Annotated in this window: 15 protein-coding genes and 1 pseudogene; 13 read left to right on the top strand and 3 right to left on the bottom strand. The window is 68.6% G+C overall.

From position 1 onward, the window contains the following. Positions 1 to 56: 56 nt before the first annotated feature. The 13 genes from glyA (at position 57) to GTY67_RS24585 (ending at position 12,322) form a co-directional block, all read left to right on the top strand. On the top strand, positions 57 to 1,337 hold the full coding sequence (gene glyA, locus GTY67_RS24525; RefSeq protein WP_093693084.1) for a serine hydroxymethyltransferase: 1,281 nt from the start codon (positions 57 to 59) through the stop codon (positions 1,335 to 1,337). Positions 1,338 to 1,469: 132 nt separating this feature from the next. Then, on the top strand, positions 1,470 to 2,861 hold the full coding sequence (locus GTY67_RS24530) for an MraY family glycosyltransferase (RefSeq protein WP_176727565.1): 1,392 nt from the start codon (positions 1,470 to 1,472) through the stop codon (positions 2,859 to 2,861). 369 nt (positions 2,862 to 3,230) lie between these two features. After that, positions 3,231 to 3,617: a hypothetical protein gene (locus GTY67_RS24535; RefSeq protein WP_161280313.1), complete on the top strand. Its 387-nt coding sequence runs from the start codon at positions 3,231 to 3,233 to the stop codon at positions 3,615 to 3,617. Positions 3,618 to 3,997: 380 nt separating this feature from the next. Further along, positions 3,998 to 4,438, top strand: coding sequence for a hypothetical protein (locus GTY67_RS24540; RefSeq protein WP_093693087.1), 441 nt, complete (start codon positions 3,998 to 4,000; stop codon positions 4,436 to 4,438). Between the two features lie 200 nt (positions 4,439 to 4,638). Continuing rightward, positions 4,639 to 5,472 (top strand): F0F1 ATP synthase subunit A, encoded by an 834-nt coding sequence (gene atpB, locus GTY67_RS24545; protein ID WP_093693088.1) that lies wholly within the window; start codon positions 4,639 to 4,641, stop codon positions 5,470 to 5,472. A gap of 86 nt (positions 5,473 to 5,558) precedes the next feature. Continuing rightward, positions 5,559 to 5,789, top strand: coding sequence for an ATP synthase F0 subunit C (atpE, locus tag GTY67_RS24550; protein ID WP_093693089.1), 231 nt, complete (start codon positions 5,559 to 5,561; stop codon positions 5,787 to 5,789). 41 nt (positions 5,790 to 5,830) lie between these two features. Then, positions 5,831 to 6,367 (top strand): F0F1 ATP synthase subunit B, encoded by a 537-nt coding sequence (locus tag GTY67_RS24555; protein WP_093693090.1) that lies wholly within the window; start codon positions 5,831 to 5,833, stop codon positions 6,365 to 6,367. Continuing rightward, positions 6,364 to 7,179: a F0F1 ATP synthase subunit delta gene (locus GTY67_RS24560; protein WP_161280314.1), complete on the top strand. Its 816-nt coding sequence runs from the start codon at positions 6,364 to 6,366 to the stop codon at positions 7,177 to 7,179. Before GTY67_RS24555 ends, GTY67_RS24560 begins: the two co-directional genes overlap by 4 nt. A 135-nt stretch (positions 7,180 to 7,314) precedes the next feature. Continuing rightward, positions 7,315 to 8,886, top strand: coding sequence for a F0F1 ATP synthase subunit alpha (gene atpA / locus GTY67_RS24565; protein ID WP_073727285.1), 1,572 nt, complete (start codon positions 7,315 to 7,317; stop codon positions 8,884 to 8,886). Between the two features lie 3 nt (positions 8,887 to 8,889). After that, the gene (locus GTY67_RS24570; RefSeq protein ID WP_093693092.1) at positions 8,890 to 9,807 is read left to right on the top strand and encodes a F0F1 ATP synthase subunit gamma; all 918 of its coding nucleotides are present in this window, start codon (positions 8,890 to 8,892) and stop codon (positions 9,805 to 9,807) included. Further along, on the top strand, positions 9,807 to 11,249 hold the full coding sequence (atpD, locus tag GTY67_RS24575) for a F0F1 ATP synthase subunit beta (RefSeq protein WP_161280315.1): 1,443 nt from the start codon (positions 9,807 to 9,809) through the stop codon (positions 11,247 to 11,249). The genes GTY67_RS24570 and atpD overlap by 1 nt, the downstream gene beginning before the upstream one ends. A 109-nt stretch (positions 11,250 to 11,358) precedes the next feature. Further along, positions 11,359 to 11,733 carry a F0F1 ATP synthase subunit epsilon gene (locus GTY67_RS24580; protein ID WP_093693094.1) on the top strand — a complete coding sequence of 125 codons (375 nt, stop codon included), beginning with the start codon at positions 11,359 to 11,361 and terminating at the stop codon, positions 11,731 to 11,733. Between the two features lie 142 nt (positions 11,734 to 11,875). After that, the gene (locus tag GTY67_RS24585; protein WP_030569125.1) at positions 11,876 to 12,322 is read left to right on the top strand and encodes a DUF2550 domain-containing protein; all 447 of its coding nucleotides are present in this window, start codon (positions 11,876 to 11,878) and stop codon (positions 12,320 to 12,322) included. Between the two features lie 176 nt (positions 12,323 to 12,498). Here GTY67_RS24585 and GTY67_RS24590 read toward each other — a convergent pair. The 3 genes and pseudogenes from GTY67_RS24590 to GTY67_RS24600 all read right to left on the bottom strand — a co-directional run bounded on the left by GTY67_RS24590 (position 12,499) and on the right by GTY67_RS24600 (position 16,397). Beyond that, positions 12,499 to 14,373 (bottom strand): annotated as a pseudogene (locus tag GTY67_RS24590) (glycoside hydrolase family 18 chitinase). Positions 14,374 to 14,562: 189 nt separating this feature from the next. Further along, positions 14,563 to 15,213: a response regulator transcription factor gene (locus GTY67_RS24595; protein ID WP_161280316.1), complete on the bottom strand. Its 651-nt coding sequence runs from the start codon at positions 15,211 to 15,213 to the stop codon at positions 14,563 to 14,565. Continuing rightward, positions 15,210 to 16,397 carry a histidine kinase gene (locus GTY67_RS24600; RefSeq protein WP_161280317.1) on the bottom strand — a complete coding sequence of 396 codons (1,188 nt, stop codon included), beginning with the start codon at positions 16,395 to 16,397 and terminating at the stop codon, positions 15,210 to 15,212. Before GTY67_RS24600 ends, GTY67_RS24595 begins: the two co-directional genes overlap by 4 nt. Between the last annotated feature and the right edge of the window lie 38 nt (positions 16,398 to 16,435).

The raw sequence follows: 16,435 nt of genomic DNA on the forward strand, positions 1-16,435 counted from the left end.
GAGCTGACACCGGCACCCCTCGCCGGCGCACCCACCTCCAGGCCCGGAGCCGTCCCATGCCGGTCACCTCTCCCGCCGCACCCGTACCCGCGCCGACCACGCCCGACGCCCTGCCCCAGGACTTCGGCGCGCTGCTCCGCCAGGACCCGGAGATCGCCGGGGTCCTGCTGGGGGAGAGGGACCGGCAGGCCGCCACCCTCCAGCTGATCGCCGCCGAGAACTTCACCTCGCCCGCCGTCCTGGCGGCCCTCGGCTCCCCGCTCGCCAACAAGTACGCCGAGGGGTACCCGGGCGCCCGCCACCACGGCGGCTGCGAGCACGCGGACGCCGCCGAACGCATCGCCGTACGCCGCGCCACCGCCCTCTTCGGCGCCGAACACGCCAACGTCCAGCCGCACTCCGGCTCCTCCGCCGTCCTCGCCGCCTACGCCGCGCTGCTGCGCCCGGGCGACACGGTCCTCGCGATGGGGCTCCCGTACGGGGGACACCTCACCCACGGGGCGCCGGGCAACTTCTCCGGCCGCTGGTTCGACTTCGTCGGCTACGGCGTCGACCCTACGACCGGCCTCATCGACTACACCCGGCTCCGCGCCCTGGCCCGGGCCCGCCGCCCCAAGGCGATCGTCTGCGGCTCCATCTCCTACCCCCGCCACCCCGACTACGAGCTGTTCCGGGAGATCGCCGACGAGGTGGGCGCGTACCTGATCGCGGACGCCGCCCACCCGATGGGGCTGATCGCCGGGGGAGCGGCGCCGAGCCCGGTCCCGTACGCCGACGTCGTCTGCGCCACCACGCACAAGGTGCTGCGCGGACCGCGCGGCGGCATGATCCTGTGCGGCGCGGAGCTGGCGGAGCGGGTCGACCGGGCGGTGTTCCCGTTCACACAGGGCGGTGCGCAGATGCATACGGTGGCGGCGAAGGCGGTCGCGTTCGGGGAGGCGGAGACACCGGCGTACACGCTGTACGCGCACCAGGTCGTCGCGCACGCGCGGGTGCTGGCCGCAGGTCTCGAGGCCGAGGGGTTCGAGGTCACCACGGGCGGCACGGACACCCACATCATCGTGGCGGACCCGGCCCCGCTCGGCGTCGACGCCCGCACCGCCCGCGAACGGCTGTCGGCCGCCGGCATGGTGCTGGACACCTGTGCGCTGCCGTACGGGGAGGCCCGGGGCATCCGCCTGGGGACCGCCGCCGTCACCACGCAGGGCATGGACGAGGGCGACATGGCGAGGATCGCGGCCCTGTTCGGGGCGGCGGTACGGGAGCCGGGCGATGTGAGCCCGATCGCGGCGGAGGTACGGGAGCTGGCCGCGCGCAATCCGCCGTACCCGCAGTAGTCGGCCGGACCGTTTCCGGAGTGGTGGACTCCGGCGTATCCGGGGCAGACGAACCCTGTGCAACCATCACCCGTACCGTGGAGTCCTTGTTCCTGAGACTAGGGTGTGGGTTTTGGATGGCCGGCGAATTCTGTGGGGCAGCCCGTGCGTGATTACCTGCTGACGCTCTGTGTCACGGCTGCGGTGACCTATCTGCTGACCGGACCGGTGCGTAAGTTCGCCATCGCGGTCGGGGCGATGCCCGCGATCCGTGCGCGCGACGTCCACCGTGAGCCGACACCCCGGCTCGGTGGGATCGCCATGTTCGGCGGACTGTGTGCGGGCCTGATCGTCGCCGACCACCTCTTCAATCTGAAGGGCGTCTTCGAACTCTCCAACGAGCCACGGGCGTTGCTCTCCGGTGCCGCCCTGATCTGGCTGATCGGCGTCCTCGACGACAAGTTCGAGATCGACGCCCTGATCAAGCTCGGCGGCCAGATGATCGCCGCCGCGGTCATGGTCATCCAGGGGCTCACGATCCTGTGGCTGCCGATCCCCGGCGTCGGTACGGTCGCCCTCACCCAGTGGCAGGGCACGCTGCTCACGGTGGCGCTGGTCGTCATCACGATCAACGCGGTCAACTTCGTCGACGGCCTGGACGGGCTCGCGGCGGGCATGGTGTGCATCGCCTCGGCGGCGTTCTTCCTGTACGCCTACCGCCTCTGGTACGGGTACGGGATCGAGGCGGCCGCCCCCGCGACGCTGTTCGCCGCGATCCTGATGGGCATGTGCCTGGGCTTCCTGCCGCACAACATGCACCCGGCGCGGATCTTCATGGGCGACTCGGGGTCGATGCTGATCGGCCTGGTGCTGGCGGCGGGCGCGATCTCGATCACCGGCCAGGTGGACCCGGACAACATGCAGATCTTCGGCAGCGAGCGCGGGGCCACCCACGCGATGCTCCCGGTCTTCATCCCGCTGGTGCTGCCGCTGACGATCATCGCGATCCCGGCCGCCGACCTGATCCTGGCCATCGTCCGGCGCACCTGGAACGGCCAGTCGCCGTTCGCCGCCGACCGGGGCCACCTGCACCACCGCCTGCTGGAGGTCGGCCACTCGCACAGCCGGGCCGTGCTGATCATGTACTTCTGGTCGGCCCTGATCGCCTTCGGCGCCGTCGGCTACTCGGTCCACTCGGCCTCGATGTGGATCGTCTTCGTGATCATCGCGGCGAGCGCGGTGGGCCTGGTCCTGCTGCTGATGCCGCGCTTCACCCCCCGCACCCCGCACTGGGCCAACCGCTTCGTGCCCCCGCGCTACCGCCACCGCGCCTCCACGCAGGCACCCGCCCCCTCGTCCTCGTACGACGAGAAGCCGGCCCCCGCGACCTCCGGGGCCCAACAGGGCGCGGCAGACGCTCAGATGGGCGAGGAGAGCCCCGAACGGGCCCCTGTGGCGGTCGGGGTCTCCGGCGTCAACGGGGCGACCGCGATCGGCGCCCGTTCGCGTTTTCCTGAACGCCGCTCCATCGACTCGTCGCGCTGACGATTCGGATTCCGCGGTGGGTGACGACCGGTGGTCGCCCACCGGGGGCGTGTGCCTCATGAGGTGGCCGCAAGTTTGGCTGAATCGGGCACCGCAACTCCTGACATCGTTGCGGTCACCTTTTTGACCAGCACATATGTTGTTCCCATCCGCTCAAGTCCCCTGTCGGCGGCTCCACGTAATCCAGGAATAAGACATTCCTGTACGCGTGTCGGGAGCGTCTGCCCAGAATCTTGTTTGCGGTTGCCCGAATGTGCCAACTAGCGTCTCCTCCTGTCGTGCCCGTGACCAGGGCACGACTGTCAAGGGAAAAGCGATCCAGGGGGAGCAGTGCGTAAATTCACGGGTACAGCCGCGTCGGCTGTGATGGTGAGCGGTCTGCTGGGGGCGGGAGTCGCCCAGGCCGCGGCGGCGCCTGCCGCGCAGCCGATCGAAGCTCAGGCGACCAAGAAGTTCACCATCGCCACCAGCCCGCTGGAAAAGAAGGAGTCCCCGGAGAAATTCAAGAAGGGGAAGGCGGGCAAGGTCCAGTACACCATTACGAAGAAGGTGTACGACCACGCGATCGGCGTTCGCCTCATCACGTGCGGAAAGGACTGGAAGTCGCTGACGGGGTGGAAGGACTTCAAGAAGAAGAAGGGCGAGTACTACACCTTCGACAAGTCCTTGAAGAAGGGGACGTGCTTCCGGGTGCAGGCGGGGCGCAGCACGGCCGGGGGAGCCTCCGGGATCGAGGGCAAGGTCAAGTTCTCCTGACCTCGGCCTGAGGCCGGACGCATGAGGTGATCGGCGGCTGCTTCGGCAGCCGCCGATCGTCGTGTCCGGCGTCGGCGGTGTTCTACAGTCGCTCACTCGTCCTGGTGGTCTTCTCGCCGCGCCGGAAGCAGTCCATTAGCAGACAAGTCGGCCACTTTCGCGCTCAGGCGCGCGGACTAGCCCTCACGTGTGACAGTTGGCACACTTTCCAGGTAAAGACCTCATCAAATAGTTTGTGATACCGTTCACGAGACCCGGTGACGGAGCCGAAGGACCCTGGTGAGACGGTCCATCGGCCTGGTAATCCGCCTCGCGGACCGGGTCTACGCTCGTCCATGACGACGCCCCATTCCTCCCCTCAGACCAGTGGAGCTGCCGCCATGCAGTCCGACATGCGCGAAGTACTGCGCATCGCCACCCCCACCGCCGCAGTGGGAGCCATCGCCACGCTTGTCGGCGGGCTCGTCGTCGGTGGCAAGGGGGCGATCGGCGCTGTCGCGGGCTGCTTGGTGGTCATCCTGTTCATGGCTCTCGGACAGCTGGCGTTGCAGTGGGTCGCCAAGTCGATGCCCCAGCTCTTCCAGGGCATGGGACTGCTGGTCTACTCGGTGCAGTTGGTGATCCTGCTCGGCCTCATCATGGCCATCAGGAACACCACTCTCTTCGATCTCCAGGTCTTCGCCCTCACGCTGGTCGTCTCGGTGCTCACATGGATCATCACGCAGAGCGTGCTGCATGCCAGGAGTAAGACCCTGTACGTCGATCCGGAGGCTGAGAGCCGGACCACCCCGGGCGGAACCAAGGGGAAGCATGACCAGTAGGGCCGGGATAAAGCCCTGTTCGACATGCTGCTATCGTCCGGTCTCGGTTGCGGTACTGCGGGCGCGGACAACACGGCTGTCGCCTGATTCATCGCGAGGCTTCGGGCCCGGCCGCCGCCTCCTCACCGTAAGAACCAGTCCGGTGCCGACCTGCGGCTGCCAGCCGCTCCGATACAACGAGGTAGCCGTATCCATGCGCCATGCAGAAGGAGCTCCTGGTGACTGCTGACGCCCAGACGCTCGCCTTCGAGGTTGACTGCCACCTGTTCCAGGGCTCGTGCGGATTCCCAGCCCCGAGCGCGTGGTCGTTCATCTTCGACCCGATCTTCAGTATCGGTCCGGTCGACTTCAACAAGCCGATGCTGCTCGCGATCATCGGCACGATCGCCATCGTGAGCCTGTTCTGGGCCGGCTTCTCCAAGCCCAAGGTCGTTCCGGGCAAGCTGCAGATGGTCGCCGAAGCGCTGTACGACTTCGTGCACCGGGGCATCGCCAAGGAGATCATCGGCAAGAAGGGCGAGCCCTTCGTCCCGCTGCTGGTGTCGCTGTTCTTCTTCATCTGGGTGATGAACCTCTGGGCGATCATCCCGCTCGCGCAGTTCCCGGTGACCTCGCTCATCGCCTACCCGGTCGGACTGGCCCTGCTCGTCTGGGTCGTCTACATGTCGGTGACCTTCCGGAACAACGGTTTCGTCGGCGGCATCCGCAACCTGTGCGTGCCGAGCGGCCTGCCCAAGCCGATCTACGTGATCCTGACGCCGATCGAGTTCGTCTCGAACATCTTCGTGCGCCCCTTCACGCTGGCGGTCCGGCTCTTCGCGAACATGTTCGCCGGCCACATCCTCATCCTGGTCTTCACGATCGCGACCTGGTACATGCTCGGCACCGTGCTCGGCACCGTGTACGCCACCGCGTCGTTCGCCGTGACCCTGGCCCTGACCGTCTTCGAGATGTTCATCCAGGCGCTCCAGGCCTACGTGTTCACCGTGCTGACCGCCACGTACTTGTCCCAGGCGCTCGAAGAAGCGCACTGAGGACACCCGGGCCACCACCCGGACACCCCCTAGACGTCCGGTGGATGCAATCTCCACCGGCCACTCAAGAGAAGGAACACAGGTCAATGTCTCAGACTCTCGCAGCCGTCGTGGGCAACGTAGGCACCATCGGTTACGGCCTCGCGGCGATCGGCCCCGGCGTCGGCATCGGCATCATCTTCGGTAACGGCGTGCAGGCCATCGCCCGTCAGCCCGAGGCGGCCGGCATCATCCGCCAGAACATGCTGCTCGGCTTCGCGGTCATCGAGGCCCTGGCGCTGATCGGCTTCGTCGCGCCCTTCATCTTCCCGAAGTAGTCCAGGCGACCTGACGATACGTTTTCGACGAAAGGTCCACCATGTTGCATCTGGCAGCCGAGGAGCCGCAGTCACCGCTGCTGCCGGTCTGGCCCGAGATCGTCATCGGTCTGATCTGCTTCAGCATTGTCTTCTTCGCCTTCTACAAGAAGCTCCTCCCGGCCATCAACAAGGCCCTGGACGAGCGTCGTGAGGCGATCGAGGGTGGCATCGAGAAGGCCGAAGCGGCTCAGACCGAGGCCCAGAGCGTTCTTGAGCAGTACAAGGCTCAGCTCGCCGAGGCCCGTCACGAGGCCGCGCGTCTGCGCCAGGAGGCGCAGGAGCAGGGTGCCGTCATCATCCAGGAGATGAAGGCGGAAGGTCAGCGGCAGCGCGAAGAGATCATCGCCGCCGGCCACGCCCAGATCGAGGCCGACCGCAAGGCCGCTGCCTCGGCGCTGCGTCAGGACGTGGGCAAGCTCGCCACCGACCTGGCCGGCAAGCTCGTCGGTGAGTCCCTCCAGGACCACGCCCGGCAGAGCGGCACCGTCGACCGTTTCCTCGACGAGCTCGAGGCGAAGGCCGAGGCTGCCCGATGAACGGCGCGAGCCGCGAGGCACTGGCCGCCGGACGTGAGCGGCTGGACGCGCTGACCGACAACACGTCGGTCGACGCGGCGGCCCTCGCCGACGATCTGGCATCGGTCACCGCGCTGCTCCACCGCGAGGTTTCCCTGCGCCGGGTCCTCACGGACCCGGCCCAGAGCGGCGAGAGCAAGGCCGAGCTGGTCGCGCGCCTGCTCAGCGGTCAGGTCAGCGGCGAAGCCGTCGACCTGGTCTCCGGGCTGGTCCGCTCCCGCTGGTCGCAGTCGCGTGACCTGGTGGACTCGGTCGAGGAGCTGGCGAACACCGCAGACCTCACCGCGGCTCAGCGCGCGGGCGGCCTCGACGACGTCGAGGACGAGCTGTTCCGGTTCGGCCGCATCGTCGGCTCCGACACGGAGCTGCGTTCCGCGCTCACCAGCCGTACGGCCACCACCGCCGCCAAGAGCGATCTGCTGCGCAGCCTGCTCGGCGGAAAGGCACAGCCGGTGACCGAGCGGATCATCGTCCGTCTGGTGACCCAGCCGCGGGGACGTAGCCTGGAAGCAGGGATCGAATCCCTGTCCAAGCTCGCCGCGGACCGGCGCGACCGCACGGTCGCGATCGTCACCTCGGCGGTGCCGCTCAGCGACCGGCAGAAGCAGCGTCTCGGCGCCGCCCTGGCGAAGCTGTACGGCCGTGAGATGCACCTGAACCTGGACGTGGACCCCGCGGTCCTCGGCGGGATCTCGGTGCGCGTCGGTGACGAGATCATCAACGACACCGTCGCGGAGCGCCTCGAAGAGGCGACCCGCCGCATGGCCGGCTGACACAGCGCAGCGCAGAAGAACAAGCAAGACCAGCGGCCCGGTTGGGCCGTGCAGAAATTGCAGAAGATTCCTGGGGGTCGGCCCCCAGACCCCCTTAAGAAACTTCGGGCCCAACAAGGAGAGCAGGGAACCCAGATGGCGGAGCTCACGATCCGGCCGGAGGAGATCCGGGACGCGCTGGAGAACTTTGTCCAGTCGTACAAGCCGGACGCGGCCTCGCGCGAGGAGGTCGGTACGGTCAGCGTTGCCGGCGACGGCATCGCGAAGGTGGAGGGCCTGCCCTCCGCCATGGCGAACGAGCTGCTGAAGTTCGAGGACGGAACCCTCGGTCTCGCCCTCAACCTCGAGGAGCGCGAGATCGGTGCGATCGTTCTCGGCGAGTTCAGCGGTATCGAGGAGGGCCAGCCGGTGCAGCGCACCGGTGAGGTGCTCTCCGTCGGCGTAGGCGAGGGCTACCTCGGCCGCGTCGTCGACCCGCTCGGCAACCCGATCGACGGTCTCGGCGAGATCGCGACCGACAGCCGCCGCGCCCTCGAGCTGCAGGCCCCTGGCGTCATGGTCCGCAAGTCGGTGCACGAGCCGATGCAGACCGGCTACAAGGCCGTCGACGCCATGGTGCCGATCGGCCGCGGCCAGCGTCAGCTGATCATCGGCGACCGTCAGACGGGTAAGACCGCTCTGGCCGTCGACACGATCATCAACCAGCGCGACAACTGGCGCTCGGGCGACGTGAACAAGCAGGTGCGCTGCATCTACGTCGCCATCGGTCAGAAGGGCTCCACCATCGCCTCCGTGCGTGGTGCGCTCGAAGAGGCCGGCGCGCTGGAGTACACGACCATCGTCGCCGCCCCGGCGTCCGACCCGGCCGGCTTCAAGTACCTGGCGCCGTACACCGGTTCGGCCATCGGCCAGCACTGGATGTACCAGGGCAAGCACGTCCTGATCATCTTCGACGACCTCTCGAAGCAGGCCGACGCCTACCGCGCCGTGTCCCTGCTGCTGCGCCGCCCGCCGGGCCGTGAGGCCTACCCGGGTGACGTCTTCTACCTGCACTCGCGTCTGCTGGAGCGCTGCGCCAAGCTCTCCGACGAGATGGGTGCCGGTTCGATGACGGGCCTCCCGATCGTCGAGACCAAGGCGAACGACGTGTCGGCGTTCATCCCGACCAACGTCATCTCCATCACCGACGGCCAGTGCTTCCTGGAGTCCGACCTGTTCAACGCGGGTCAGCGTCCGGCGCTCAACGTCGGTATCTCGGTCTCCCGAGTCGGTGGCTCCGCCCAGCACAAGGCCATGAAGCAGGTCTCCGGCCGGCTCCGCGTGGACCTCGCCCAGTACCGCGAGCTGGAGGCGTTCGCCGCCTTCGGTTCCGACCTGGACGCGGCCTCGAAGGCCTCGCTGGAGCGCGGTAAGCGCATGGTCGAGTTGCTGAAGCAGCCGCAGTACGCCCCGTTCCCGATGGAGGAGCAGGTCGTCTCGGTCTGGGCCGGCACCACGGGCAAGATGGACGACGTCCCGGTCGAGGACATCCGCCGCTTCGAGAGCGAGCTGCTGGAGTACCTGCGCCGTGAGCGCAAGGACCTCCTGACCAGCATCGCCGAGGGCGGCAAGATGTCCGACGACACGCTGCAGTCGATCGCCGACGCGATCGCCGCCTTCAAGCAGCAGTTCGAGACCTCGGACGGCAAGCTCCTGGGCGAGGGCTGATCGATGGGCGCTCAGCTTCGCGTTTACAAGCGCCGCATCCAAGCCGTCACCGCGACCAAGAAGATCACCAAGGCGATGGAGATGATCGCCGCCTCGCGCATCGTCAAGGCGCAGCGCAAGGTGGCGGCGTCGATGCCGTACGCGACCGAGCTCACCCGTGCGGTGACCGCGGTGGCGACCGGCTCCAACGCCAAGCACCCGCTCACCACCGAAGCCGAAGCGCCGACCCGCGCCGCGGTCCTGCTCGTCACGAGCGACCGCGGTCTGGCCGGCGGCTACTCCTCCAACGCCATCAAGGCGGCGGAGCGGCTGCGGGAGCGCCTTGCCGGTGAGGGCAAGGAGGTCGACACGTACATCGTCGGCCGCAAGGGTGTCGCGTACTACGGCTTCCGCGAGCGCAAGGTCGAGGAATCCTGGACCGGCTTCACCGACAACCCGGCGTACTCCGATGCCAAGCGCGTCGCCGCCCCGTTGATCGAGGCCATCCAGAAGGAGACGGCCGAGGGCGGGGTCGACGAGCTGCACATCGTCTTCACGGAATTCGTGTCGATGATGACGCAGAACGCGGTCGACAACCGGATGCTGCCGCTTTCCCTCGACGAGGTGGCGGAGGAGAGCACCCGCAAGGGCGAGATCCTTCCGCTGTTCGAGTTCGAGCCGTCGGCCGAGGACGTCCTCGACGCCCTTCTGCCGCGCTACGTCGAGAGCCGTATCTACAACGCACTGCTCCAGGCCGCCGCTTCCGAGCACGCCGCCCGCCGCCGCGCGATGAAGTCGGCCACCGACAACGCCGGGGATCTCATCAAGAGCCTGTCCCGGCTTGCCAACGCGGCCCGCCAGGCCGAAATCACCCAGGAAATCAGCGAGATCGTCGGCGGTGCCAGTGCTCTGGCCGACGCGACCGCGGGGAGTGACAAGTAATGACGACCACTGTTGAGACGGCCGCTGCCACGGGCCGCGTCGCCCGGGTCATCGGCCCGGTCGTCGACGTGGAGTTCCCCGTCGACGCGATGCCGGAGATCTACAACGCCCTCCACGTCGACGTGGCGGACCCGGCCGAGGCCGGCGCCCGCAAGACGCTGACCCTCGAAGTCGCCCAGCACCTGGGTGACGGCGTGGTCCGCGCCATCTCGATGCAGCCCACCGACGGCCTGGTCCGCCAGGCCCCGGTGACCGACACGGGCGCGGGCATCACCGTCCCCGTCGGTGACATCACCAAGGGCAAGGTGTTCAACACCCTCGGCCAGATCCTGAACGAGCCGGAGGCCGAGGCGCAGATCACCGAGCGCTGGCCGATCCACCGCAAGGCCCCGGCCTTCGACCAGCTCGAGTCCAAGACCGAGATGTTCGAGACCGGCCTGAAGGTCGTCGACCTGCTGACCCCGTACGTCAAGGGCGGCAAGATCGGTCTGTTCGGTGGTGCGGGCGTCGGCAAGACGGTCCTCATCCAGGAAATGATCATGCGTGTGGCGAAGCTGCACGACGGTGTGTCGGTGTTCGCCGGTGTCGGTGAGCGCACCCGTGAGGGCAACGACCTCATCGACGAGATGACCGAGTCGGGCGTTCTGGACAAGACCGCGCTCGTCTTCGGCCAGATGGACGAGCCGCCGGGGACGCGTCTGCGCGTGGCCCTGTCCGCCCTGACCATGGCGGAGTACTTCCGCGATGTGCAGAAGCAGGACGTGCTGCTCTTCATCGACAACATCTTCCGCTTCACGCAGGCCGGTTCCGAGGTCTCCACGCTGCTCGGCCGTATGCCGTCCGCGGTGGGTTACCAGCCGACCCTGGCCGACGAGATGGGTGTGCTCCAGGAGCGCATCACCTCGACGCGTGGTCACTCGATCACCTCGATGCAGGCGATCTACGTCCCCGCGGACGACCTGACCGACCCGGCCCCGGCCACCACGTTCGCCCACCTCGACGCGACGACGGTTCTCTCCCGTCCGATCTCCGAGAAGGGCATCTACCCGGCCGTGGACCCGCTGGACTCCACGTCCCGCATCCTGGACCCGCGCTACATCACGCAGGAGCACTACAACGCGGCCAGCCGCGTCAAGGGGATCCTGCAGAAGTACAAGGACCTCCAGGACATCATCGCGATCCTCGGTATCGACGAGCTGGGCGAGGAGGACAAGCTCGTCGTCCACCGTGCCCGTCGCGTCGAGCGCTTCCTGTCGCAGAACACCCACGCCGCCAAGCAGTTCACCGGCCTGGACGGTTCGGACGTTCCGCTCGACGAGTCGATCGCCGCGTTCAACGCGATCTGCGACGGGGAGTACGACCACTTCCCCGAGCAGGCGTTCTTCATGTGCGGTGGCCTGGACGACCTCAAGGCGAAGGCCAAGGAGCTCGGCGTCTCCTGAGCCGTCGGCTCACCGAGGGGGGTGGGCCTGGTCCCACCCCCCTCACCACGCCCCGTAGAATTGAACCGACACCCGGCCGGGCGGCCGGGTGGTGACCCGAGGAGTCTCCTTGGCTGCTGAGCTGCATGTGGAGCTGGTCGCCGCGGACCGCAGTGTCTGGTCCGGCGAGGCCACCCTGGTCGTCGCGCGTACCACGTCCGGCGACATCGGCATCATGCCCGGTCACCAGCCGCTTCTCGGTGTGCTGGAATCGGGCCCGGTGACGATCCGCACGAGCGAGGGCGGTACCGTCATCGCCGCTGTGCACGGTGGTTTCATCTCGTTCGCGGACAACAAGCTGTCGCTGCTGGCCGAGATCGTCGAGCTGGCGGACGAGATCGATGTCCAGCGCGCCGAGCGTGCGCTGGAGCGCGCGAAGTCGGACGCGGACGCCGCTGCTGAGCGGCGCGCCGAGATCCGTCTGCGCGCGGTGGCGGTGCTCTAGCACCCCACGGACAGATGTTTTTACTCAGCCGCGGCCCGCGCTGGAGAAATCCAGCCGTGTCGCGGCTGAGGCGATGCAGGTGCAATTCAGTTCGAATCGGTTTCGTTATCCGTTACTCGGCGATGCGAGGAGGTCGGTGGAGATGGTCCTCGCGTTGTGGGTGGGCGTATCCGTCATCGTGCTGGTCCTGGTGGGGCTGTTCGTCTTCGGTCTGCGCCGGCGGCTGATCCAGCGGTCCGGAGGCACGTTCGACTGTTCCCTCCGCTGGGACGTCTCCGAGGAGCCGGACCCCTCCGGCAAAGGCTGGGTCTACGGGGTCGCCCGCTACAGCGGTGACCGCGTCGACTGGTTCCGTGTCTTCTCCTACGCTCCTCGCCCCCGCCGGGGCCTGGAGCGTTCTGCGATCGAGGTGATCGCCCGCCGGCTGCCGGAGGGCGAGGAGGAGCTGGCGCTCCTGTCCGACTCCGTCGTGCTCGGCTGTCTCCACCGGGGGACGCGCCTGGAGCTGGCGATGAGCGAGGACGCGCTGACCGGCTTCCTCGCCTGGCTGGAGGCGGCACCGCCCGGCCAGCGGGTCAATGTCGCTTAGGGAGCAGCCCCGCTGGAAGGGGGTCCCCCCGGACGAAGTCTGGGGGAGGGTCGACGTGGCGTGACAGCCGCGTACGTACACACAGCGAAGAGCCGGGGAGACGGGGGGCGGACCCGTCTCCCCGGCCGTTTTCCGGGGTGGTGCGTGCCGTTACGGCGTGGGGATGGCCGTCACGGTTACTTGAGGCCGTTGTTGATCGCGCTCACCAGTTCACCGTTGGTGGTGTCACCGGAGAACTCCCAGAAGAACGCGCCGCCCAGACCCTGGCTCTTCGCCCAGGTCATCTTGGAGCCGATGGTGGCCGGGGTGTCGTAGCTCTACCAGTTGGTGCCGCAGTGCGCGTAGGCCGTGCCGGCGATGGTGCCGGTGGCCGGGCAGGTGCTCTTGAGGACCTTGTAGTCCTCGATGCCCGCCTCGTACGTGCCCGGGGCCGCGCCGGTCGCCGTGCCGCCGGGGGCGGACTGGGTGACGCCGGTCCAGCCGCGGCCGTAGAAGCCGATGCCGAGGAGCAGCTTCTTGGCCGGGACGCCCTTGGCCTTCAGCTTGGCGATGGCGTCGGCGGAGGTGAAGCCCTCCTGGGGGATGCCGGTGTAGGGGGTCAGCGGGGAGTGCGGGGCCGTCGGGCCCTTGTTCGCCCAGGCGCCGAAGAAGTCGTACGTCATCACGTTGTACCAGTCGAAGGACTGGGCGGCGCCCGCGTAGTCGGCGGCGTCGATCTTGCCGCCGTCGGAGCCGTCCGCGGTGATGGCGGCGGTGACCAGGTTGCCCGCGCCGAACTTCGTCTTCACGGCGGCGGCGAGGTTCTTGAGCGCGGCCGGGCCGCTGGTGTCACAGGTCAGACCGCAGGCGTTGGGGTACTCCCAGTCGAGGTCGATGCCGTCGAAGACATCGGCCCAGCGGGGGTCCTCGACCAGGTCGTAGCAGGACTGGGCGAAGGCGGCGGGGTTCTGCGCGGCCTGGGGGAAGCCGCCGGACCAGGTCCAGCCGCCGAACGACCAGAGGACCTTGATGTGCGGGTACTTGGCCTTCAGCTTGCGCAGCTGGTTGAAGTTGCCGCGCAGGGGCTGGTCCCAGGTGTCGGCGACACCGTCGACGGACTGGTCGGCGGTGTACGCCTTGTCGTAGTCGGCGTAGGAGTCACCGATGGTGCACTTGCCGTTCTGCACGTTGCCGAAGGCGTAGTTGATGTGCGTGATCTTCGCCGCGGAGCCGGACGTCACCAGGTTCTTGACGTGGTAGTTGCGCCCGTAGACGCCCCAGTTGGTGAAGTAGCCCAGGTTGATCTTGTCGCCGGCGGGCGGCTCGCCGCCGCCACCGCCGGTGGTGCGCACCGAGACCGAGGCGGAGACCGGACCGAGCTGGTCGATCGTGTCCCGGGCCTGGACGGCGTACGTGTAGTCGGTGCCGGCGGTCAGTCCGGTGTTGGTGTACGTGGTGCCGGTGACCGTGGCGATCTTGGCGCCGTTGCGCAGGACGTCGTAGTTCTTGATGCCCTTGTCGTCGGTGGCCGCGGTCCAGCTGAGCTTCACCGAGGTGTTGGTGACGTCGCTGGTCGTGGGGGTGCCGGGGGCTGAGGGCGGGTTGTCGCCGGGGACGGTGGAGCCGTCACAGGAGGCGCCGTTCAGCTTGCAGCCGGTGGGGGAGCCGGGGCCGGAGCCGTTGAAGCCGAAGCTGACGCTGGCGCCGGGGGCCACCGTCCCGTTCCAGCTGAGGTTCTTGGCGGTCCAGTGGGTGCCGGAGCTGGTGACGGAGGCGTCCCAGGCGGAGCCGACCGAGGTGCCCGAGGGGAAGTCCCACTCGATGGTCCAGGAGGAGAGCGCGGTGGTGCCGGTGTTCTTCACCGTCCACTGGCCCTCGAAGCCGCTGCCCCAGTCCGACTTCTTGGTGTACGTGGCGGTGGCCGAGGTGGCGGCCGCGGCCGGAGTGGCGAGACCCACCATCGCGGCGAACGGGACGGCCAGGGCGGTGAGCCCGGCGATGACCTTGGACCTGCTGCTCCGCAGGGGGATCCATCTGAATCTGGAACGGCGTCGGGGGGTGTCAGTGCTCAACGGTGCTCCTCGGGTGAGGTCCAACAAACGGGGGTAATTCGTGGACTGCAAACCCTGCGCCGCCCTGAGTACGGGTGCTCTCGTACTCACCGCAGTGTGTGATGGGTGACACTAGGAAGGTCTGGACCAATCGTCAAGAGGTCTGGACCAAAGATCGGCGGCCGGTACCGGACCGGAACCGGACCCCGATCAGACCCCCAACTCCTGTGCCAGCACGGCCGCCTGGACCCGGCTCCGCATCCCCAGCTTGGCCAGCAATCGGCTGACGTGCGTCTTCGCCGTCGCCTCCGCCATCGAGAGCCGCACCGCGATCTCCGCGTTCGACAGCCCATCCCCGAGACACCCCAGCACCTCCCGCTCACGCCGGGTCAGCGACTCCAGCACCGCCGGATCGGCCGCACCCGCCGCCCGTACGTTCGCCGTCCCCGCGAACTCCGCGATCAGCCGCCGCGTCACCGCCGGCGCGATCAGCCCCTCGCCGCGCGCCACCGTCCGTACCGCCGCCAGCAGATCGTGTGCGTCGGTGTTCTTCAGCAGGAAGCCCGAGGCCCCCGCCCGCAGCGCCCCGAAGACGTACTCGTCCAGGTCGAACGTGGTCAGCACCAGGACGTCCGCCAGCTCCTCCGCCACCACCTGCCGGGTCGCCGACACCCCGTCCAGCCGCGGCATCTGCACATCCATCAGGACGAGATCCGGCCGGAGTTCACGCGCCAGGCGCACCGCCTCCTCGCCGTCCCCGGCCTCCCCGACGACCTCGACGTCCGGCGCGCTGGAGAGGATCAGCACCAGCCCCGCCCGTACGGCCGCCTGGTCCTCGGCCACCAGCACCCGGATGATCATTCCCGCATCTCCCTTTCCCGGACGGGCAGTTCGGCCCGCACCCGCCACAACTCCGCGCCGTCCCAACCGGCTTCCAGCGTCCCGCCGAGCAGCGCCACCCGCTCCCGCATCCCCACCAGACCGGCCCCCGAACCCGGCGCGGTGGGCCCGGGGCGGCTGCCGAACACACTGGTCACCTCGACCGTCAGCACCTCGTCGGCAAGGTCCAGCCGCACCACCACCGGCCCCGGTGCCGCGTGCTTGAGCGCGTTGGTGAGGGACTCCTGCACGATCCGGTACGCGGCCAACTCGACCGGTGTCGGAAGCGCGGCGGCCCCCGCCTCCCTGGTGTCCTGAAGTGCGCAGACCAGCCCGCCCGGCGCGCCGTTGGTGTTGGCCTGCTCCACCAGCGCCTCCAGCGAGGCCAGCGTCGGGGCGGCGGAAGGGGCCCGGTCTGCACCGCCCTCGCGCAGCAGCCCGATCAGCCGCCGCATCTCCGCGAGCCCCTCCACGCTGTTCTCCCGGATCACCTTCAGCGCGTTCCGCGAGGTGTCGGGGTCGTCGATGGAGAGGGCCGCCGTGGAATGGATCGCCACGGCCGAGAGGTGGTTGGCCACCATGTCGTGCAGCTCCCTGGCCATCCGGGCCCGCTCGGCGACCACCGCCTGCACCCGGTCCATCTCGGCCAGCCGCGCGGTCTGGGCGGCGGCCAGCCGGGCGGCCTCGGCGGCCGTGCGGTGGCTGCGCACGCTGACCCCGGTGATCGCGGGGATGAAGGAGACCAGCCCGACGACCACACCGATCAGCAGCGCCTCGGGCCTGCGGAACCAGGCCAGGAAGCCGATCGTGGACGCGACGGTGACCAGCAGCGTGGCCACCGGCAGACGGCGGGCGGCGGCCGGGGTCCCGTACAGCACGGCCGCGTACATGACGTCCGTGAACATCAGGACGGTCGCGAGGCTGCCCCGGGTGAGCTGGTCCGCGACCAGCGCGAGCACGGCGGCGGTCAGCGCCGTCCGCGGGGCGCTGCGCCGCAGCAGCTCCGTCGCCGCCATCACGGTGAGCGGTACGAGCGTGATCCAGGGTGCGGAGAAGGGGCGGCCGCCCTGGGTGTGGAGGCCGAGCAGCCACAGGAGCAGCCCCCCGAGCAGCCCGGAGACGGCGAGGGCCACATCGTCGCGGTGGGGGCGGAGCGAGGTGAACACCCCTCCATCCAACACGCCGCGCCGCCGCCGGGCCTCCC

This window comes from Streptomyces sp. SID8374 (genome assembly GCF_009865135.1).
GTDB lineage: Bacteria > Actinomycetota > Actinomycetes > Streptomycetales > Streptomycetaceae > Streptomyces.